The 575-nt window shown below is 57.0% G+C and carries 1 protein-coding gene; it reads left to right on the top strand.

Going from position 1 to position 575, the window contains the following annotated elements:
• Window positions 1–575 (top strand): AMP-binding protein (locus BMI01S_RS40540; protein ID WP_042293686.1); only part of this gene is annotated, 575 nt, incomplete at both ends.

The raw sequence follows: 575 nt of genomic DNA, 5'->3' as shown, positions 1-575 counted from the left end.
CGAGCATGCCCAGATTGTTCGTTTGTTCGAGGCGACGCAGCACTGGTTTGGCTTCAATGAACGCGACGTATGGTGTCTGTTCCATTCCTTCTCGTTCGATTTCTCAGTATGGGAGTTGTGGGGGGCGCTCCGCCATGGCGGCTGTGTGGTGCTCGTGCCCGGGCATGTTGCTCGCGCGCCTTCAGCATTCGATGAGCTAATCCGCAGATATGGCGTCACAGTTCTGAACCAGACCCCCTCAGCTTTTAAAGCTCTGATGGATGTGGAGTCTCACAGCAGTGTTCCGAACCGACTTCGATATGTGATTTTTGGTGGTGAGAGGCTCGACCCGTCGATGCTCAGGTCATGGTACGGGAGATATTCCGGTCACGCGCCACAACTGATCAACATGTACGGCATTACGGAAATGACCGTGCATGTGACCTATCGGTCTCTTGGCCAGTCTGACTCTTCCGGATCAGATGGGCTGATCGGAAGGCGCATTCCCGATCTTCGGCTCTATCTGCTGGACGGTCATGGACAGCCGGTGCCGTTCGGGGCGGTGGGCGAGCTCTACATTGGCGGGGCGGGGGTGG

This window comes from Paraburkholderia mimosarum LMG 23256 = NBRC 106338, assembly GCF_000739815.1.
GTDB classification, from domain to species: domain Bacteria; phylum Pseudomonadota; class Gammaproteobacteria; order Burkholderiales; family Burkholderiaceae; genus Paraburkholderia; species Paraburkholderia mimosarum.
The sequence above is the reverse complement of the archived record's forward strand: the minus strand, read 5'-3'. Positions and strand labels throughout refer to the sequence as shown.